15 protein-coding genes are annotated in these 18,164 nt (G+C 57.5%); 14 read left to right on the top strand and 1 reads right to left on the bottom strand.

Translation table 11 applies throughout. From position 1 onward, the window contains the following. Positions 1 to 24 precede the first annotated feature (24 nt). The 11 genes from BUA44_RS03670 (at position 25) to BUA44_RS03620 (ending at position 14,102) form a co-directional block, all read left to right on the top strand. Positions 25 to 1,257, top strand: coding sequence for an FtsW/RodA/SpoVE family cell cycle protein (locus BUA44_RS03670; RefSeq protein WP_072808681.1), 1,233 nt, complete (start codon positions 25 to 27; stop codon positions 1,255 to 1,257). Next, positions 1,254 to 2,324 (top strand): undecaprenyldiphospho-muramoylpentapeptide beta-N-acetylglucosaminyltransferase, encoded by a 1,071-nt coding sequence (murG, locus tag BUA44_RS03665; protein ID WP_072808679.1) that lies wholly within the window; start codon positions 1,254 to 1,256, stop codon positions 2,322 to 2,324. Before BUA44_RS03670 ends, murG begins: the two co-directional genes overlap by 4 nt. Further along, positions 2,324 to 3,706 (top strand): UDP-N-acetylmuramate--L-alanine ligase, encoded by a 1,383-nt coding sequence (gene murC, locus BUA44_RS03660; RefSeq protein WP_072808677.1) that lies wholly within the window; start codon positions 2,324 to 2,326, stop codon positions 3,704 to 3,706. Before murG ends, murC begins: the two co-directional genes overlap by 1 nt. After that, positions 3,697 to 4,545, top strand: coding sequence for a cell division protein FtsQ/DivIB (locus BUA44_RS03655; RefSeq protein ID WP_083535464.1), 849 nt, complete (start codon positions 3,697 to 3,699; stop codon positions 4,543 to 4,545). Before murC ends, BUA44_RS03655 begins: the two co-directional genes overlap by 10 nt. Next, positions 4,538 to 5,779 carry a cell division protein FtsA gene (gene ftsA / locus BUA44_RS03650; RefSeq protein WP_072808673.1) on the top strand — a complete coding sequence of 414 codons (1,242 nt, stop codon included), beginning with the start codon at positions 4,538 to 4,540 and terminating at the stop codon, positions 5,777 to 5,779. The genes BUA44_RS03655 and ftsA overlap by 8 nt, the downstream gene beginning before the upstream one ends. Before the next feature lie 41 nt (positions 5,780 to 5,820). Beyond that, positions 5,821 to 7,380, top strand: coding sequence for a cell division protein FtsZ (gene ftsZ, locus BUA44_RS03645; protein ID WP_072808671.1), 1,560 nt, complete (start codon positions 5,821 to 5,823; stop codon positions 7,378 to 7,380). A 335-nt stretch (positions 7,381 to 7,715) separates the two neighbouring features. Continuing rightward, positions 7,716 to 9,275 (top strand): hypothetical protein, encoded by a 1,560-nt coding sequence (locus BUA44_RS03640; RefSeq protein ID WP_255370447.1) that lies wholly within the window; start codon positions 7,716 to 7,718, stop codon positions 9,273 to 9,275. A 29-nt stretch (positions 9,276 to 9,304) separates the two neighbouring features. After that, positions 9,305 to 10,537, top strand: coding sequence for a fibrobacter succinogenes major paralogous domain-containing protein (locus tag BUA44_RS03635; protein ID WP_072808666.1), 1,233 nt, complete (start codon positions 9,305 to 9,307; stop codon positions 10,535 to 10,537). Between the two features lie 36 nt (positions 10,538 to 10,573). Then, a complete protein-coding gene (gene purT, locus BUA44_RS03630; protein ID WP_072808664.1) occupies positions 10,574 to 11,758 on the top strand; it encodes a formate-dependent phosphoribosylglycinamide formyltransferase in 1,185 nt (394 codons plus the stop codon). A 14-nt stretch (positions 11,759 to 11,772) separates the two neighbouring features. Then, on the top strand, positions 11,773 to 12,942 hold the full coding sequence (locus BUA44_RS03625) for a hypothetical protein (RefSeq protein WP_072808662.1): 1,170 nt from the start codon (positions 11,773 to 11,775) through the stop codon (positions 12,940 to 12,942). A gap of 8 nt (positions 12,943 to 12,950) precedes the next feature. Then, positions 12,951 to 14,102 carry a hypothetical protein gene (locus tag BUA44_RS03620; RefSeq protein ID WP_072808660.1) on the top strand — a complete coding sequence of 384 codons (1,152 nt, stop codon included), beginning with the start codon at positions 12,951 to 12,953 and terminating at the stop codon, positions 14,100 to 14,102. 11 nt (positions 14,103 to 14,113) lie between these two features. Here BUA44_RS03620 and BUA44_RS03615 read toward each other — a convergent pair whose 3' ends face one another. Next, on the bottom strand, positions 14,114 to 15,046 hold the full coding sequence (locus tag BUA44_RS03615; protein WP_072808899.1) for a tyrosine-type recombinase/integrase: 933 nt from the start codon (positions 15,044 to 15,046) through the stop codon (positions 14,114 to 14,116). Positions 15,047 to 15,133: 87 nt separating this feature from the next. Between BUA44_RS03615 and BUA44_RS03610 the strand changes: the two genes are divergently transcribed. The 3 genes from BUA44_RS03610 to BUA44_RS03600 all read left to right on the top strand — a co-directional run bounded on the left by BUA44_RS03610 (position 15,134) and on the right by BUA44_RS03600 (position 18,156). Further along, positions 15,134 to 16,489, top strand: a complete 1,356-nt coding sequence (locus tag BUA44_RS03610) for a PorV/PorQ family protein (protein WP_072808658.1) — start codon at positions 15,134 to 15,136, stop codon at positions 16,487 to 16,489. Between the two features lie 76 nt (positions 16,490 to 16,565). Continuing rightward, positions 16,566 to 17,231, top strand: a complete 666-nt coding sequence (locus tag BUA44_RS03605; RefSeq protein ID WP_143151849.1) for an STAS domain-containing protein — start codon at positions 16,566 to 16,568, stop codon at positions 17,229 to 17,231. Between the two features lie 7 nt (positions 17,232 to 17,238). Next, positions 17,239 to 18,156: a hypothetical protein gene (locus tag BUA44_RS03600; protein ID WP_072808654.1), complete on the top strand. Its 918-nt coding sequence runs from the start codon at positions 17,239 to 17,241 to the stop codon at positions 18,154 to 18,156. Positions 18,157 to 18,164: the final 8 nt, after the last annotated feature.

Genomic DNA, 18,164 nt, shown 5'->3' with positions numbered 1-18,164 from the left:
TAGGTAAAGAGGCTTTAGATAGCGATGAGTAACAACCAGTCCGTAGGCGTAAACAAGCTGCTGTTGGTATCGACAATCCTGTTGATACTGTTCGGCGTTGCTGTCGTTTATACTGCGTCCGCTCCTGCTGCGATAAAGAAGTACGGGGATCCCGAATTCTACCTGAAGGCTCACTGCAGCAAGGTCCTGATTGCGTTTGTCGCCATGTTTGTTGCATCCCGGGTGGATTACTCCATCTGGAAAAAGGCGGCCCGCCCGGTATTTATTGTCGGGTGCGCCCTGACGCTTGCCGCAGTCCTGTTTGGCCCGACCATCAATGGGGCGAATCGCTGGATTTGGGGTATTCAGCCCTCCGAAATCCTCAAGTTCGGTTTTATCTTGATGGTGGCGACAAAGCTTTCCGATGCCGGTACCGAAATCAAGTCGCTCAAGTGCAGTATTATCCAGCCTGGCATCCCGTTCTTGATTGCGGCAATCCTGCTTGCCCTGCAGCCGAACTTCTCGATGGTCGGCATGTTTGCTGGAATCTTTACGATAATGCTCCTGGTGGCTGGCGCAAACTTCAAGCATATGCTCAAGAGTTACGGCATTGCCGCTGCTGCAGGTACTGTCGTGGTCATGTTGAAGGAACTTGTCAAGGCCATTTCTGGGAGCAAGGATAAACCCATATACCAGCATGTTAAGGACAGGTTTGATGCGTTCTTCTCGTCGGGTGACCCTGCGATGCAGACCGAACTTGTAAAGAAGAAGATGTACCAGACGCAGCAATCCCTGGAAGCGCTGGGTAACGGCGGAATCCTGGGCACGGGTGTCGGTAACAGCGCCCACAAGCTGGGGTACCTGCCCGAAGCCCACAAGGACGTGGTGTACAGCGTGGTGGGCGAGGAATTCGGTGTCGTGGGCACGCTGGCCGTGCTTGCCGCCTTCAGCATCCTTTTCTACCAGGGTTTCGAGATTGCGAGGAATTCTACGACGCGTTTCGGCAAGTACCTGGCGGTGGCGCTTACGGTTTCGCTTTTCTTCAATTTCTTGGTGCATGTATGCGTGAGTACGGGCCTGATGCCTACGACGGGTCAGCCGCTGCCTTTCATCAGTTATGGCGGTACGAACCTTATTGTTGCTGGGCTCTTTATCGGGATTCTCTTGAATATTTCAAAGGCGGGTACCGGCAAGAAGTTGACCGAACCCTATATGGGCGGCATCAACACGGATACCTACACCATAGGTGGATTTAATATAACGAGGGCTGAAACATGAAAAAGTTCCTGTTTGTATGCGGTGGCACGGGTGGCCACATTTTCCCGGCAGTCGCCATTGCCGAGAGCCTAAAGAAGATGGGTGTCGAAGACATCACGTTTGCAGGCCGTAAGGATTCCATGGAGGAACGTCTTGTGGCAAAGAACTGGCCTTACGAGTACATTACGGCAGAACCGCTGCACCGTGGCCCGTTCCTCAAGAATCTTGCCCTCCCGTTCAAGCTTTCCAAGTCGCTCGTGCGTGCAAAGAGCGTGCTCAAGAAGGTAAAGCCCGATGTAGTTGTCGCTACCGGCGGTTACGTGTCGCTCCCGATTGTGCTTGCGGCAGGCTCGCTCGGCATTCCCGTGTACCTGCAGGAACAGAATGCGGTTGCGGGTATCGCGAACAAGGTCGGTTCGCGTTACGCGAAGACGATTTTTGTGACCTCCGACGATGCGGCGAAGTTCTTCCCCGCAGAAAAGTGCATGGTGTTCGGTAATCCGGTCCGTAAGCTCCCCGATGCGGGTGCACTTCCGCGCCCGGCTGAATTTGCGGAAGGCAAGAAGGCCGTGTTTATCGTGGGCGGTTCGCAGGGTGCCGTAGGCATCAACAACAAGATTGAAGAAAGTATCAAGGATATCGCCGCCCGCGACGACGTGAATGTCGTGTGGCAGGTGGGCGTGAAGAACGTGGATACGATTACCGCCCGCGTGGGGAATGTCCCGAACGTGGCGATTCGCGGGTTCCTCGACGGTATCTATTCCTACATGAGCCATGCGGACTTGATTATCAGCCGTGCGGGCGCATCGGCCCTCGCTGAAATCCTTGCCTTCGGCAAGCCCTCTATCCTGTTGCCGTTCCCGCACGCGACTGCGAACCACCAGGAACACAATGCCCGTGTGGTCGAGAAGGCGGGTGCCGCCCTCGTGGAACTCGACAGTGACCCGAACGACTTGTGGAACAAGACGCTCTCGCTCCTCTCGGACGAAGAAAAACTTGAGAAGATGGCCGCCGCGGCAAAGGGCCTCGGGATGCCCGATGCCGCAGACCGCATTGCGGCAGTCATCATGGAAAAGGAAAACGCATAATGCAGATAAATGATTGTAAGCGTGTCCGTAAACTGCACTTTGTAGGCATCGGTGGTGCCGGTATGTCCGGCATCGCGGAAGTGCTTCACGACAATGGGTTTGTGGTGAGCGGTTCCGATACGGGCGAGAGCCCGGTTATCGATTACCTGAAGGGGCTCGGGATCGCGATTGCCCCGAAGCACGAGGCGAAGAATGTGGAAAACGCGGACCTCGTGGTCTATTCCTCGGCTGTCCCGCACGACAACCCCGAACTCGTGGAAGCGCGCAATCGCCGCATTCCGGTGATTCGCCGTGCCGAAATGCTCGGCGAGCTGATGCGCCTCAAGTACACGCTCTCGATTGCGGGTACGCACGGCAAGACGACGACCACGTCCATCGTGGGCCAGATCTGGGAAGAGGCCGGCCTCGACCCGACAATTATCGTGGGCGGCGTGGTGAAGGGCAAGGGCAGCGGCGCCAAGGTGGGCTGCGGCGACTACCTGATTGCCGAAAGCGACGAGTTCGACCGCAGTTTCCTTTCGATGATGCCTTCTTCGGCGATTGTCACGAACATCGATGCCGACCATCTCGATACCTACGAGAACATCGAGGATATCAAGGATGCGTTCGTGCAGTTCGTGAACAAGATTCCTTTCTACGGGCAGGCGATTCTGTGCCTCGATGACCCGAACGTGCAGGCAATCCTTTCGCGCGTCAGGAAACCCGTGATTACCTACGGTTTTAGCCGCCAGGCGAAATACCGCGTCGATAACCTGCGTTTCGAGAAGGGCTACCCGGTATTCGATATCCTGAACGATGGCGAGAGCCTCGGCGAATTCAGGCTCCAGATTCCCGGACGCCACAACGTGCTCAACGCAACTGCCGCCGTGGCGCTCGCGAACGAGGAAGGCATTGCACCCGATATCGCGCGCAAGGCATGCGCCGAATTCCAGGGGGTGACCCGCCGTTTCGAATTCATGGGCGAGAAGAAGGGCGTTATGGTGTTCAACGACTACGCGCACCACCCGACGGAAGCGACCGCCACGCTTCTCGGGTTCCGCGAGGCGTTCCCCGACAAGCGAATCGTGGTGGCGTTCCAGCCGCACCTCTTCAGCCGTACCCGCGACCAGCACGAAGCCTTCGGCATGGCGTTCGCGAACTGCGACGTGCTTTTGGTTGCCGACATTTACCCCGCGCGTGAACGCCCCATTGAAGGCGTTACCGGCGCACTCGTGGCAAACAGCGCGAGCGACCGCGGGCACCGCAATGCGCGCTTCGTGGGCGACCAGGCGAACATCTTGCCTATCCTCAAGGAAGAACTCCGTGAAGGCGACGTGGTCGTTCTCATGGGTGCAGGCAACATCTATAAACTCGGGACCCGTATCTTGGAGGAATGTATTTGAGCGAATCCGGGACGACATTTCTAGGCCGTCGCATAGGCTATAACGAGAGCAAGCGTAAGCAGGCCCGCAAGGAGAAGATCAAGCGCGGGTTCAAGGGTGCTTTACGCTGGTTCAAGCGTTGTGGCTGGATTCTCTGCATCCTCGTCGTGGCTGCAGGTGTCGCTCTGTGGCAAAACCGCTTCTATGTGCAGCGCTTCAACCCGCTCGAGCTTCGCCACCTGAAGTATATCGATATCGAGGGTAACCGAATGCTCACCTGGGAAGACGTTATCCAGAACGCGCAGGTGGAACCGGGCATGCTCATGTCGGAAGTCGTTCCCGATTCTATCGAGAAGATGCTCATGCGCTCCCCGCTCATCCGGTCCGTTTCGGTCACGAAGCATTTCCCGTCTTCGATGTCCATCTCGCTCGAGGAATCGAAACCCGTTGTGTCGTATTTCGATGCGGGGAAGGCGACCGTCTATTCCGAGAGGGGCCTCCCGCTTCCGCTTTCTACGTCGACCGCGTTCCGCCTCCCCGTCGTGGAACAGGGCTCGCTCGAGAACGTGAAGGCGATAAGCAGGTTCCTCGCCGAAATGCAGAAACTCGACCCCAGGCAGTATTCGCTCGTGTCGCAGGTGGGGTGGTCTGCAGAGGACCGCGCCTTCGAGGTGTTTTTCAGGGATGTCGCTTTCCACGTGCTTTACCCCCAGTCGGGCTGGAACCGTGACATGTTCGCCCTTTACGATATGGTCAAGGCGGGATTCCCGCAAGATATACGTTGTGCAGGTGAAGTGGATTTACGATTTGTTGGCTTTGCCTATGTAAGGAACTTTGATAAGAGGTGTGTCAATGGATGAACCCAAAAATGAAATAAGGAAAGAGGACTTGCTGTTCGGTCTGGACATCGGTGCCTCTAAAATCAATCTGTTCGTCGGTGTGGCGAATGGATCTTCCGTGCGCGTGCTCGAATGCGGCGATTTTCCGCTGAAGAACGCAGACGAGTTCGACAACGTTGTCGAAACGCTGAAGAAGGCCGCGCAGACGCTCGAATCGACAGCGGGCGTGGATGTCCACGATGTTTACGTGGGCATTGCAGGGAAGCACGTGTCCTCATTCAATTACAGGGGCCTCATTACGCTCCCGACCGGCGAAGTCCGCAGCCAGGATATTGAGACCGTCAAGGATCAGGCGAGCACCATTCCCGAGAACGCGGGCCAGATAATCCACGTGTTCCCCGGCGAATACACGCTCGACGACCAGCCGGGCATCCGTAACCCGAAGGGCCTCAACGGCCGTCGCCTGGGCGTGGAAGTGCAGGTGGTCACCTCGAGGCTCAATGCCATCCAGAATCTTGACAAGTGCGTGCGCAGCGCGGGGCTGCATACCGTGGAGTTCGTGCTCGAACCCCTTGCCGCCGCATACGCCGTGCTTACTCCCGACGAAAAGGAACTGGGCGTTGCCCTGGTAGATATTGGCGCGGGTTCTGCCGATATCGCCGTGTTCGTGGGCGAGTCTGTCCGCTACACCGCCTCGCTCGACCTCGCGGGCAACAAGATTACCAGCGACATCAGCAAGTGCCTCAAGGTGCCTATATCGCTCTCCAAGGCCGAAGAGATCAAGAAGAAGTACGGTACCTGCAAGTTGAACAACCTTCTCGAAGACGAGACGTTCCCGGTTCCGGGCGTCGGCGACCGTGGCGACGTGCAGTGCTCCCGCGAACTCCTTGCAAGGGTGATTACTGCCCGCGTGGCAGAAATATTCAAGATTATCAAGGATAATCTCGAGACCCACAAGATTGACGGCCTCATCAACGGTGGCATCGTGCTTACCGGCGGGTGCTGCGCTCTCGAGGGCATCGACGAGATTGCCGAGAAGGTATTCAAGAAACCGGTCCGCATCGGTTACCCGAAGGGTACGAGCGGTATCCAGGAAGCGTTCCATAAGCCGTCCTATGCAACCGGCATCGGCCTCTTGCACTATGCTGCACGCCAGCAGAGCGTAAACAAGAAGCACGATACGGGCGCGCAGTTGACTGTTTCCGTAAAGAAGGGAATCCAATGGTTCAAGGACATGGTTCGCACGTACTTTTAACTAAAACATCAAACACTCAAACAATCACAGGGAGATAAACCATGAGTGAAATCACATCCCACATCGAGATGGACGAAACCACCCTCAATAACGCGAAGGTGAAGGTGTTCGGCGTAGGTGGCGCCGGCGGAAACACCGTAAACCGCATGGTCGGCATGAACATTGAAGGCGTAGAATACTATGCCGTCAATACCGATGCGAAGGCTCTTGAACTGAGCCTCGCTGACCACAAGATTGCCATTGGCCAGAAGACGACGAAGACTCTTGGCGCCGGCGCGAAGCCCGATGTGGGCCGCAAGGCAGCCGAAGAGAACATCGACGACCTGAAGGAAGCCATGAAGGGCGCCGACCTGATTTTCATCACTGCCGGTATGGGCGGTGGTACGGGTACGGGCGCTGCTCCCGTGGTCGGTGCGGTTGCCCGCGAAATGGGCATCCTCACGATTGCCGTCGTGACCAAGCCGTTCAGGTACGAAGGCCCTGTGCGTGGCCGTAATGCCGACAAGGGTATCAAGGACCTGCGCGACAAGGTCGATACCATGATTGTCGTCGACAACAAGAAGCTCATGAACATCGTGGACAGGAGCATGACTCTTGACGGTGCGTTCAAGCTTACCGACGAAATCCTCGGCAACGCAGTGCGCAGCATTTGCGACATCATGTTCCGCCACGGCCTCATCCACGTTGACTTTGCCGACGTGAAGACCGTGATGACCAACGGCGGTTCCGCCCTCATGGGTACCGGCATTGCCGAAGGCGACGGCCGCGGCCTCAAGGCCGTCGATATGGCGCTCTCTTCTCCGCTCCTGGAAGACGTGAACGTGGAAGGCGCTACCGGCGTGCTCGTGAACGTGTCCCACGGCGAAAACTTCTCCATGATGGAATACAGCGAGGCCATGGACCACATCTACGAAGCTGTGGGCGACATGGGTGACCCGAACATCATCATCGGCGATATCCTCCTCCCGGAACTTGGCGAGAAGGTGTGCATCACCATCATCGCGACTGGTTGCGGTGGTACCGGCAACCAGCCCGCTGCTTTCACGCAGCCGGCTGCACAGCCCGCAGTTGCCCCGCGCCCGACCGACCTCGTGAACAGCATCGGTGGCCCTGCCGCCAACTACCCGCAGGCAGCACCCGCTGCTCCTGCCGCCCCGGTGCAGCAGGCCCCCGTGGCTCCGCAGCCGGTGCAGGCGACCCCGCGCCCGACGGCTTTCAACTTTGCCGCCATCGCGCGTGGCACCATCCCGATGCCCTCCGTTGAAAATCCGGTCGGCTTTGCCGCCCCGGGCTTCTCGGCAACCGCTCCTGCCGAAGAAGTCATGCTCGGCACGCCGAACGCTTCCCTGCACGACACCCAGGAATTCTCCGAAATCGCCGATACCGACGACATGAACGGCGTTCATGAAGCCCCGGCGAAGTCTGTGCAGATGGATGCGAAGTCGCTCGAGACCCCGACCTTCATGCGTCAGGAAGCCCTCGCGACTACCGTTGCCTCTAAGACGGTGCAGGATGACCCCGGTTCCATCAAGAAGGCAAGCGGCGTCGATTACGACGTGCCCGCCTTCCTCCGTGGAAACGCCCTGAGCGACATCTTCTAAGATGCCTCTGAAGAACTTCTAGAAAGAAGAATAACACACACACAGGGTGTGCGTATTCCGCGCACATCCCCACAACACACAAGGGACTACCTGGGTCTCCCTGCCTGGGTAGTCCTTTTTGCGTTGTTTTACAACGCAAAAAGGTTTTATAAGACCGCTCGTTCGTCGTCTAGGGTGCGAAACCTCCGGTTCCTCACTCGCTCTCGCGATCGCCACGGCTTAACGCCTGTGGCTTTGTCGCTCACGGGCGTCCCGTTTGGGGTATATTGCCCGTTTTTTATGTCATCCCCGGCTTCGCCGGGGATCTCCTTTTTTTATTTACTATCTTGCTTAACATGAGGAACTGTATTCACACCCTCGTTTTTGGTGTGCTCGCTTTTGCGGCCCTGTGCCATGCATACCCGGCGCCCCCGCAGTCGGGCGAACGCGGCTATTTCCAGATAGGCACCGATTTCGATTTCGGGTTCAACGGCGGCCCCACCGACCCCACCTTCGCGGTAGATACCGCCGACTGGTTCGGGGGCAACTGGCGCGGCCTGCAGATTCCGCTCGAAACCGCCCGCAGTTACGAGGACCACATAGACCCGTTCTTCACCCTCAGTTTCCGCGCGGGCTACAAGAGTTTCCACGTGCTTCTGGAAGCCCCGCTCCGGCGCGATCTCGAGGCCTGGTACCAGGATGACCTTCACAAGAATTTCACGTACGACCCGAGCGAACTCGATATAAACGTGCCGAACAACGCCTACGCCGTGTGGGAAAACCCCGTGGGCTACGTGCAGTTCGGGCGGTTCGCGCTCGACGACCTGAAAGTTTCCAGGAACGACATCCTGGTGGGCGGTGCACCCTACCACGACGGCCTGCGCTGGAAATTCGCTGCCGGCATGTTCCGCTACGATTTCCTGTTCAGTTCGCTCAACGCCTGGCTCTACGGCGACGTGATAGACCATTCGACCGGCTGCCCGCCCGTGGGTACCGAGGCCTACGCGCAAAAATGCACCGAGCGCGACAACCAGGTGGCGAACCAGCGCAACCGCACCTACGACGACAACATCAAGACCTTCATGTTCCACAAGTTCGGCATCGAGACCGAAAAGTTCTGGATTTACATCGCAGAGCAGAGCATGATAGGCGGCAAGGCTCCCGAGTTCCGCTCCATGAGCCCGTTCATATACTGGCACGACAACTACGCGACCGGCTACACGTCGGCGGCGACCTCCGTGGAACTCGGCTACAAGACGAGCAACGGCGCGAAGTTCTATAGCCAGATAAACATGGAAGACATCAACAGCCCGGTGGGTGAGGACGATGACAAGGGCACGAGCCGTTCCGTAATCAACTACCTCGTGGGTTACTATCACGAACTTTCGACCGCGCTCTACGGCAAGTTCAGCTGGAGGCTCGACGTGGTGCGCACCGACCCCGTGGCTGGCAACAGCAGGCTCCCGCTCCTCAAGTACACGAGCCGCCGCAACTACCGCAGCAACTACCGCGAACAGGACGACCCCGATTACGCCGACGCCTACTTTGTGGATTACCCGATAGGCTACCGCCGTGGCGCCGACGCTCTCGACCTGTGGTTCGATTTCGGCTGGCAGTACGGCAAGCACTCGCTCGCGCTCACTCTCGCATGGCTGCGCCAGGGCGACAAGGAAATGTACACCGACTACAACGTGGCCCTCGCCGGCGGAGAGAATTCCCCCTCCGGCGTGGAAGAGGCCCAGTACCTGGTAGATGCGCTCTACAAGATGAAGGTGAACGGCTGGTTCGGCTTTTACGTGGGAGGCGGTTTCCGCAAGTACGAAAACCTCGCGCATGTGAAGGGCGACGACGGTTACGACGGCTGGTTGCGTTCCGGCGTGAAGTTCACCTTCAACCCGGTCGATACGAAGTTTTAAAAGAAGCTAACCCCTTCAAAGGAGCACCCATGTCCCTGAAACACTCTTTAACCCGAAGCGTCATCCCCGCGACTTCTCTCGTCATCCCCGCGACTTCTCTCGTCATCCCCGCGAAGGCGGGGATCTTCCTTGCGTTAACAGCCACGCTCCTTGTAGCCTGCGGCGATGAAGTCACCGAAGTGACCGAAGTCCACGAGACCGGCATGAAGATTGTCGAAGAGGGCGAGAAGTTGCCCGAGTGCACCACGGAAAACGAAGGCACGATGGTTTATGCGCTGGATTCTGCTGCGTCGTACGCCTGCATCAACCGCAAATGGACTTCGTTCAACGGTAAGGATGGCCGTGACGGTAAAGACGGCGAAGATGGTGCGAAAGGCGATAAGGGTGACCAAGGAGTCAAAGGCGACAAGGGCGAATCTGGAGAAAAGGGGGACACTGGTGAAGCTGGTACTTCTTGCACAATGGAGTCCTTGCCCGATAGCAGCGGATTCAAGGTCATCTGTGGCGGAGATTCCGTCGGCGTTGTGCTGAACGGCGAAAAAGGAGAACAAGGCGACAAGGGCGAAGACGGCGAGAGCGAAGGTTGCTATCTAATTGATGATGGAATCGGAACTGTTACTTTGTGGTGCGGTCCTGATGGAACAGTTCTTTACAAGGCTATGTGCGGAATTAAGCCTTATGATCCGGAAAGGCAATTTTGTGATACCCGTGATGGCAAGGCTTATAAGTATGTGACCATCGGCACCCAGACGTGGATGGCTGAGAACCTCAATTACGAAACGGCGAATAGCCTTTGCTACATGGATTCCTGTGCCAAGTACGGTCGCTATTACACTTGGGCGGATGCCATGGACAGTGCAGCTGTATTTTCGGATAATGCCAAGGGTTGTGGCTATGACGTAGAATGTACCATAAAGACTCCTGCGCGTGGTATTTGCCCGGAAGGTTGGCATATCCCGGATTCTACGGAATGGAGAACGCTGTATAGCGTGATGGGCAAATCGTCGAATGCCATGCAGGCGAAGGGCTTTGACAATTGGCCTGATGCAACCGATGCGTACGGGTTCTCCGCGCTTCCTGCCGGCGGCAAACTCGGGGGCGAATTTCTCGATGTCGGCGGTTACGCCCGCTTCTGGAGTGCCGCTGAGTTTACTGAGTATGATAACCATTCCGCTGACTACTGGTACTTGAATGCGATCGGTGCGACCCTCAGCTTCGCTGACGAGAACTTCAGTTTATCAGTCCGTTGCCTCAAGGACTAACTATATTTATATTATTCCTAAACCAAGGAGTTTTTTATGGCAGAAATCGGTACACCTCTAAGTTCTAGCGCCACCAAGGTGCTGTTTTGCGGAGCCGGCGAACTCGGCAAGGAAGTCATCATCGAGATGATGCGTCTCGGAGTCGAGGTGATTGCCGTGGACCGTTATGCTAACGCCCCGGGCATGCAGGTGGCCCATCGTAGCCACGTTATCAACATGCTTGACGGTGCCGAACTGCGCCGCGTGATTGAACTGGAGAAGCCCGACTACATCGTCCCGGAAGTCGAGGCGATTGCGACCGACACGCTCGTGGAACTCGAAAAGGAAGGCTTCAACGTCATCCCGACCGCGAAGGCCACCAAGCTCACGATGAACCGCGAGGGCATTCGCCGCCTTGCCGCTGAGGAACTGGGCCTCAAGACGAGCCCGTACCGCTTTGCCGACAATTTCGAGGATTTCCAGAAGGCCGTCAAGGAAATCGGCATCCCCTGCGTGGTGAAGCCGGTGATGAGTTCTTCGGGCCATGGTCAGAGCGTCATCAAGACGGAGGCCGACATCCAGAAGTCGTGGGACATTTCCCAGCACGAGGGCCGCACCGGCCATGCCAGCCGCGTGATTGTGGAAGGTTTCGTGCCGTTCGATTATGAGATTACATTGCTTACGGTTCGCCATGTGGGCGGAACCAGCTTCCTTGAACCGGTGGGTCACCATCAGGTGGGCGGCGACTACCAGGAATCCTGGCAGCCCCAGCCGATGAAGCCCGAACTCCTGGAACAGGCGAAGAACATCGCGAAGAAGATTACCGACGCTCTCGGTGGCCGCGGCATCTTCGGTGTGGAACTTTTCGTGTGCAAGGACCAGGTGCTCTTCAGCGAAGTTTCTCCGCGCCCGCACGATACCGGCATGGTGACATTGATTTCGCAGGATTTGTCTGAATTTGCACTGCATGCACGCGCTATCTTGGGCCTGCCTATCCCGAACATCGCTTTCCACGGCCCGAGCGCCTCGAAGGCAATCGTCGTGGACGGCAATTCCGACCACGTGAAGTTCGGTGGCCTGGAAGATGTGCTTGCAGAACCTGACACTGCGCTTCGCCTGTTCGGCAAGCCCGAACTCAAGGGCCACCGCCGCTTGGGCGTGCTGCTTGCCCGCCGCGACACGGTGGAAGAGGCCAAGGCGCAGGTCATGGCCATGCGCGAAAAAGTGAAGGTCACTCTGTAAATATTTACGTGTCGATGAAAAAACTGTTTGAATTACTCCTGCCCGCGCTGCTTGTTGCGTGCTACTCGCCGGAACCTTTCGAGGCCGAATCGGTCGAGTCCGCGTCCAGTGGTAAGTCCGATATCGGGACGGTCTTCCCGGTGAACACGCAGAAGCAGATTTGCAACCCTTCCGTATCCCAGGATACGGCGAACTATCCTGCTGCGATGCTCTGGCTGAACTTTGGCGGTACGCTCAAGGTGACTCCGCCGGATTCTGGCTTTACGACAAGCGGGGTAATCCAGCATGACCGCCTGACTATTTCAGATACTTCGGGCAATGTGCTCTGGTACATGATGCGCGATACGTCTGCGGGCGAATGCCAGTTCCAGGACCCGGAATGGAGTACGCACGCCGACTACGCCGTTGCGCTCCGTGCCTACGACTTGGACGGGAAGAAGGCCTGCGAGAATCTTGACTACGGAATTTTCGCCGTGCGCATGTCGGATAGCAAGAGGTTCTGGTTCTACGACAAGAATATTATCGAGACGGCATCCCCGCACCTGTGGGTTTCGCCGGATGCCTCCGTTGATGAGGATGCCGCGGATTCCACGGTGGAAGGCTTCTTTGGCACCGACAAGGTGCGCCTGACTTACGTGAACGACGAAGACAAGATTGTGTTTGTCGATTTTGCGAACGGCGGGCTCGATAAGGCGAAGACGCTTGCAAGGCCTTCCGGCAAGTCCGGCTGGAGCATTGACGCTCCGATGATTTCGCCGGACGGAAACTTCATTGTCTATAACGTGCTCGAGAATCCGACGACGTGGGAAGCCTACATCCAGGAACTTTCCGCGAACTCTTCGCCGGTAAAAATCGAACGCGGGCAGAACTCGCTTTCGGAACCCGCACAGCCGCACTGGTTCTCGTTTGGTGGCAGGCTGTTTGTGGTGTGGACGGAATTCCCGCAGGGCTCGCAGATGCTCAACAAAAACGACCTCACGCAGGAATCCGTGCAGGACGGTTCCGTGGGCCGCACGGTGATGCGCGAAGTTCGCCTGAATGCGGGTGCCCCGAGCGACCTTGCGGTAGAGTGGGTCGGAGATGTTCGTGAAATCGCCTCCATTCCCATGATTGGCGGGCGCTCTCCCGATGGCAGGTTCCTTGCCACCGGTACAAACTACGGCTATTTGCTGGAACTTCCGTGAGGTGGACGATGAAGAATTCCTTATTGAAGTCCGGTAAAAAATTTGGCAAAAAATTCGGTGCGGTCGCATCTCTCGCGGCTGTCGCTACCTGCGCGTTCCTTGCGGCATACAACGCTCCGGTCGAACCCGCTACCCCCTGGGAATCCATTGGCGGGTGCGGTGCCGGCGGTTCCGGTGGCGGTGCGAGCGATGGCATCAAGTGGATTGGTCAGGGCGTTTCGGGCGGCTACCTGGAAACGGAAGTATTTACCAAGTACAGCGTCGGCCAGAATTTCTCGGGCCTCACGCTCACCCCGCATTTTTCCATCAAGCCTACATGGTCCACGAAACTCGGCGTGTCCATACCGTTTGTTTCGCACCAGGGCGAAGTCCAGTACCGCAGTAACCAGGCTCCGACCGACCGCAGTACCGGCGGGCTCGGCGATATTTCTTTTGACTTTAGCAAGACGATTGGCAGTGGGGGAGCGGCGTCGCTTTCTGCATCGCTCACGATTCCTACCGGCCAGTACGACATCAAGCGCGGTACCGATGCTTCCGAAGAAATCTTGCCCGCAAGTTTCCAGAAGGGCTCAGGCCTGTATTCGCTCACTCTCGGCTGGGACTACAGTCGTGATACCGACAAGGGAATCTGGCTCTACGGGCTTACGTTCACGTACCCGTTCGCGATGCACCTGATTTCGGGCGAGAACGAGTTCAACGACAGTTACTGGAAGAACATCGAACACGATGGCGACCGTTTTGAATACCGCTTCAAACCGTATGGCGAAAACGACCTGGGTGCCTTCACTCCGCCTTCCGTGAGCGCGTCTGTTGCCTATGGCTATCGCGGCCGTCCGGGTATAGTGCAGAGTTTTGGCCTGAACTTCTCCGTGCCGTTGGGTGTTGCCTGGATAAGTTCCGAGAAGGCGGGTACGTATGACCCGCGCCCCGACCCCGATCACCAGGCGTGGTCCGTGGCGCTTGCCTACGGTATCGAGTTCTCGGATGCGGACTTCCCGGTGTTCCTTGCGCTCTCCGTGCCCATACACGACAAGGCGAACGCGGCCGACCCGAGCGACGAGTACGATGAATCTCCGATGCGCGAATGGAACGCTCCCGACTGGGGCGACATTCTGCAGCAGTGGACCATCGCCGTCGGCATCAAGGGAAGTTTCTTCTAAGCTCGCGGGAATTATGCTCGCGGGTGCGTCTTCTTGAAGGCGGCGCGCAGGCGTTCTGCATTTACATGCGTGTAGACTTGGGTGGTGGAGATGTTTGAATGCCCGAGCATCTCTTTGACGCTCATGATTTCGGCACCGTTTTCGAGCAGGTGCGTGGCGAAACTGTGGCGCAGCACGTGCGGGCTCGCCTTGCCCTCCCAGCCGATTTCACGTAGCAGGTCGTGGATGTCGTTCCGGAGTGTGCGTATCCCGAACGGCTTGCCGTCTTCGCTGAGGAATACGTATCCCGTTGCGGTGGGGAGGTGGCCCGCTTCCGCTTCCATCTGCTTGAAGTTCGCGATGCGGTCGATGAAACTTTCGGTGAGCGGCACGATGCGTTCCTTGTTGCCCTTGCCGAGCACGCGCACGAGTTTCGCGTTAACGTCGATGCGGTCCCACGTGAGGTTCTGGCATTCCGAGATACGCAGCCCCGAACCGTAGATGAGTTCGAGCAGGATGCGGGCGCGCACCTGCGGGAGCTTGGCATCCGGCGGCAGTTCCGGGAATTTTTCTTCGGCGAGGTCCTTCTGCCCGAGCACGTTCACGAGCCTCTTGGGGCGCTTGGGCATGGGGACTGCTTCGGCGGGATTTGTTTCCAGCACTTTCGAGCGGACCAGGTACTTGCCGAAACTCTTTAATGCGGCGAGGTGCTCGCAGATGCTCGTGGGTGCAAGTTTCTGCTTCATCTTCAAATCCCACACGAAGCCCTTCACGTTCATCTCGGAAAATGCGGAAAGTTCCGGCGCATTCTCGACGCGCGCTTTGCCCGCGGGTATGGGCGCGCCGCCTAGGTGCTCGAGGAACTTCACGAGTGACTTCTTGTAGGTGTCTACCGTGCGGGGCGAAAAGCGCCGCCTCTCCGCGATGTACTGCAAGAACTGCTCTATGTGTTCCGGAAGGTTCATGTCGCATAATTTAATAAACAAATGACCATAATAAGGGAGCTTTCGGTTGGTCTTGCTCCGGCGAAAAATCTATTTTATGGACAAGGTATGAGACTCGCGCGCATTTTAGACACACGTGCTCTTGTGAACTGCCGCTTTCGGGCGGCGGTCGCTTTTGCGTGCCGTCGGGCGGTGGTCGCTCTGGCGGCCTCCCTGCTGTTTGCGGGCGCATCCCTTGCCGCCGACCGTGTGGCGGGCGCGAACGAGACCATGAACATGGAACCCGGAGCGCGGTCTGCAGCCCTCGGTTCTGCTACGATGGCGGTCGACGGCGATTACCTCGGGCTTGTCTCGAACCCGCACCAGCTGTCTTCGGTACGCTACCTCTGGGCGTCGTTCTCGCATACCGCATACTACGAGGATACCCGCTATGATTTTGCGTCTGCGGTTATCCCGATTTCCGAGGGGCAGGGCCTGGGCATTTCTTTTGCGCGTTTTGGCGCCGACGACATTCCTTATATACGCGAGGGCGAACCGCTCCCCGAGGGGAGCGACTACAATACGCTTTCCTATGATGACTGGATGTTTTCTGCAACCTGGGGCAGGCGCCTGTTCAACCGTTTTGACCTGGGGGTGGGCTTCCACCTGCTGTACCGCGACATGGACCAGACGGGCTGGGGCTTCCGGGGCGATGCTTCCCTCCGGTATCGCGTAGTTGACGAACTGTATGTCGCGGGCCTCCTCAAGGGTTGGACTTCTTCTGCGACTACATGGGAGTCGGGCGAGTTCGAGTACTCCGCGCCCGAGTTCTACCTGGCGGCGAGCTACTCCCTGCCTGTCGCCTACCTGTATGGCAAGCTGAACCTTTACTGGCAGGGTGCGGGGCTGCTCCACCGCGAGGCGCGCGCGCTCGGGTACGAGACCGATGACGATGTGGGTGGCCGCATCTGGGAAAGCCCGCTCGACTGGCTTTCGGGTGGCCGCGGCGGTATCGAGTTCGCCTTTGATTTCGGGCTCAGCGTGCGTGCGGGCCTATCGAGTTTTACCACCTTCAAGAGCGTGACCGCGGGTGCCGGGCTTACCATAGCGAAGTTCCTGCGGGTCGATTACGCGTTCGAGTCGCACCCGGTTCTCTCTCCGGTGCATCGCGTGAGCATAAGCGTGAGCCCCTACCTGTTTGCGCATGCGCCCAAGCCTGAACCTGAAGCAGCAAGGCGTGGCAGTGCGGGTAGCAGCCTGCTTGGCGCCGAACCCGACGCCCCCGATGAAATCGCTCCGGAAGGCGCGTCCCAGGATGCCGCTCAACCCGCGGGCCAAGCCGACGGACAACAGGCTAGCCAGGCAACCGGCCAGCCTGCCGGACCAGCCCCTGAGGCTCCCGCCCCGCAGGCGCCCGTAGTGGAAGAATCTTCCGACGAGGTTCTTGAAACCGCGCCCTCTGGAGGCGTGTACTGGGAGGAGTAGCCGTTTTTTCGCTTTTTTTTAACTTTTGTCTGTGATTTTTTGCACATCAACCATTTTTTAGTTTATATTTCTTACCATGACGCAATTGAAGAACTATCGTGAAGTTGGCATTTTTGACCTTTTGTCTGCCCCTCTCAACCCTATAGGGGCGTTTGACGCCGAACAGTTCAAGAAAGATGTCCGCAAGCTGATAGACGACAACCCCGACGACAAGTTCGTCGCGGTCGACCTCATGGGTCTCGATTTTGTATACAGCGATGCCTACAATGCTTTTGTCCAGTTCCAGTGTGAACTTTCGGGCAAGGGAGGCATGCTTGCGCTCCTCAGCAACAGTGCGACCATCGCTGACGGTCTGAAGAAGGCCGGGCTCGACCGTACGCTCAAGGTGTTCGGTGCCGAAGCCGAAATGATGACTTTCTCGTTGCATAGCCACGATCCTGTAGAACTGCCTCCCCGTGAGCAGGCTCCTGCCGCTCCGTCGGAACCCGAAGCGGCTCCTGTCGCCTCGCAGAATGGCGGTCAGGCTCCTTCGATGTCGGGCGAGTTCCGTTCCGAGCGCCGTACGGGCCACAACCGCAGGTTCACCAAGAGCTTCAACGCTGTCGTGAAAGACGAGAAAAAACTTGCCTCGAAGGGCATGAACATGCCGTTCGAAGAGGAATCCTCGTCGGGAAAAACTGTATTCTTCATCATCCTCGTCCTTCTTGTTCTCGGTGGCCTTGCGGCCTTCTTCTTGATGTGATTGAAGGATGTCTGAAGGTTTTTCGGAACATCGCTGTAAAAAAAGATACAAGCCCAAGCGCTACAATTACCCCGTAGTGCGCATTCTCCTTTTTTGTGTGGCCGTGGTGCTTTTCGTGCGTCTTGGCTTTGCCGAAAAGGTCGTGCAGCTGTTGCCGGGTTCGACTGTTGTGGAGGCAAGCGACTGGAAATCCCGGTGCGAAACTATGCGCGGCAAGGCCTTTGAACTCAAGAACGGTCTTGGCCAGTGTTCCTGGGTCGTCTCGGATTCCGTGTTCTACCTGCCGAACGATTTTTTGCGCTACATAGCATCACAGACAAATTCAAAGCACCCGAAACTTCACTGGGTTGCCCCGCGCGACCGTTTTTCCGAAGCGGTTCTCGTGCAGGTGGAAGATTCGCTTGTACGTACCTTCATTCACGTGAGGGGTCAGGATTCGCTTTATTACTGGGTCGATATCGCCGACGGGTGCCGCTATCCCGGACTATGCCCGAGGCAGCCGCTGGACTGGTCGGCGCTTACCATTACGGGTGACTTCGATTTCGAGGGCCAGGAATCGCTCCTCGCGATGGACGCGATGCTTGGAATCGGGGAGGCTCCCATACATCCGATTCTGCCCGGAATCGTACTTTCGTCGGGCAAGGATTCACTGGGCCAGTTCGTCGTACTGGATCATGGCAACAACGTGACCTCGCGCATGTCGGGCATGTACCCGGTGAACCCTGCCGATACGCTCCCGTTCCTCGAGGGCGAATATCTCGACATGAATTCCATCGTGGGGCGCCTTGCTCCCAGGGATAGCGCGACGTTCTACCTTACGGTGCGGCACAACGGGTTTTTCGTGCGCTGGGCCGATTTGTATTCGCAGACGCACCCGCTCGACAGCGCGGAAATTGCTAAATTCCTGCAGAAGATTGAGCTCTAGGTTTAGGG

The sequence above is a fragment of the Fibrobacter sp. UWR3 genome (genome assembly GCF_900143055.1).
Taxonomy (GTDB): domain Bacteria; phylum Fibrobacterota; class Fibrobacteria; order Fibrobacterales; family Fibrobacteraceae; genus Fibrobacter.
Note: the sequence above shows the minus strand (reverse complement) of the source record. Positions and strands in the feature narration are given on the sequence as shown.